Raw genomic sequence first — 2,001 nt, forward strand, 5'->3', positions numbered from 1 at the left:
GACCAGGAGGGCGGGCGCGCCGTCGGGCACGGCGGCCAGCGCGGCGCGCTCCGCCCCGTCGGGCACGTCCAGGCAGGTCCACCCTGCGCGCGCCATCCGGTGCGCGACCTCGCGCGCGAAGCGCGAGGCACCGACACCGCGCGGCCCGGTGACCAGCCGGACGGCGACCGGGCGGCCGTCGTCGCACCAGGCGAGGCAGGACGCCAGCTCGGCCGTGCGGCCCACGAACGGGACCGTGCGGCGCGCGGGTGCCAGGAGGCGGGCGGGCGAGGCGGTGCGCGCGGTCGTTCGCTCGGCTGTTCGTGCTCCGACCTGCGGCGACGCGTGCACGGACGCCGCACCGGAGCGGGTCGACGACAGGGCCACGGGGTCAGTGAACCTCACCGGGGCAGAAATCGGTTATCACACCCGTCGCGGGCCACAGCCGTCATACCGTGCGACCCAGCCGACGCTGCTCCTCGGCCAGGATGGTGCGCGACAGCGAGGCCTCGGACGGCGCCGCCACGTCGACGGCGGACGGCGCCGCGTCCGTGATCTCGGACTGCCGCGCGAACTCCTCGAACAGCGCGGCCTTGGAGCCCAGGATCTCCATGAGGCGCTGGTCCACGGAGTCCTCGACGAGGAGCCGGTGCACCTGCACGGTGCGGGTCTGGCCCATGCGGTGGGCGCGCGCGACGGCCTGGGCCTCGATCGTGGGCTTGACCTGCGGCTCGCAGAAGATCACGACGCTCGCCGCCTGCACGTTGAGGCCGACGCCGCCCGCGGTGATCTGGCTGACCAGCACCGGCGGACCGCCCGGCGCGGACAGGGCGTCGACCATCGCCTGCCGCTCCGGCACGGGTACCGACCCCGTCAGCGGCCCGACGGCGAGGTCGCCCAGCACCTCCATGACGCGGTCCAGCACGGAGAGGAAGTAGGAGAAGACGATGACGCGGCGCCCGCCGTCGACCGCCTCGGTGACGAGCTCGCGCAGGCGCACGAGCTTGGCGGAGTCGTCGGCGTCGGCGACCGCGAACGCCGCCTGGCGCATCGCCATGAAGCTGCCGTCGAGCACCGCGGCGCGGTAGGCGGCGCCGTCGACCGGCCCGAACTGCTCCCACTCCTCGACCTGCACCATCTCGGGCAGCTCGGTGAGCACGTCCTGCTGGTTGCGCCGGAGGTAGGCGGGCGCCACGATGCGGCGGAACGCGGCGGCGCCGGAGAGGTCGGCGTGCGGGTCGAGCCGGTCGGCGAGGTCGGGCTGCAGGTACCCGACCATGTTCGTGAACTCGGCGACCTTGTTCTCCATCGGGGTGCCCGAGAGGAACAGCACGCGCTCGGACCGGTCCGCCCAGCGCCGCACCTCACGCCCGCGCAGCGTGTCGGGGTTCTTGACGTAGTGGGCCTCGTCGACGACGAGCAGCGCGGGGCGCAGGTCGGCCGGCAGGTCGAGGCGGCCGAGCACCTCGAACGTGGTGACCGCGACCCCGCCGCCGGCCAGCCAGCCCTCTGCCGCCTGCTCCCTGTCGGTGCCGTGCAGCACGACGGCCGCGAGGTCGGAGTGCTGCTCGACCTCGCGCTTCCAGCCCGTCACGACGCTCGCGGGGCACACGACCAGCACGTGCGTACCGCCCGTGGCGAGCAGGTGCGCCGCGACGGCGATCGACTGCACGGTCTTGCCGAGGCCCATCTCGTCGCCGAGGATCGTGCGCCGCTGCACCAGCGCGTACCGCGCGCCGAACGCCTGGTAGCCGCGCAGGCTCGCGCGCAGCAGCGTGCGGTCCAGCGGCTGCGCCTCGACCCGCCGCACGACGTCGGCGGGCAGGCCGCCCTCCGCCGCCTCGTGGTCGGCCCCGAGGTCGACGACCTGCGACAGCAGCCCGTAGTACTCGGCCGAGCGGGCCTCGAAGTCGGCCCACACGGCGGCGCCGTCGAGCGGTCGCCCGACGGCGGCCCGCACCGCCCGGGCGTCCTCCCGCAGCCGCGCGTCCGCGAGCTGCTCCGCGAGCGCCGAGACGGCGG

General features: G+C 75.3%; 2 protein-coding genes. Both read right to left on the bottom strand.

Annotated features, from left to right (window positions below):
• On the bottom strand, positions 1 to 366 hold a 366-nt coding region (locus HLB15_RS23425; RefSeq protein WP_171109146.1), incomplete at its 3' end, for a P-loop NTPase family protein.
• 61 nt (positions 367 to 427) lie between these two features.
• On the bottom strand, positions 428 to 2,001 hold a 1,574-nt coding region (locus tag HLB15_RS23430; protein WP_171109149.1), incomplete at its 5' end, for a DEAD/DEAH box helicase.

This window comes from Promicromonospora citrea, assembly GCF_013004695.1.
GTDB classification, from domain to species: domain Bacteria; phylum Actinomycetota; class Actinomycetes; order Actinomycetales; family Cellulomonadaceae; genus Promicromonospora; species Promicromonospora citrea.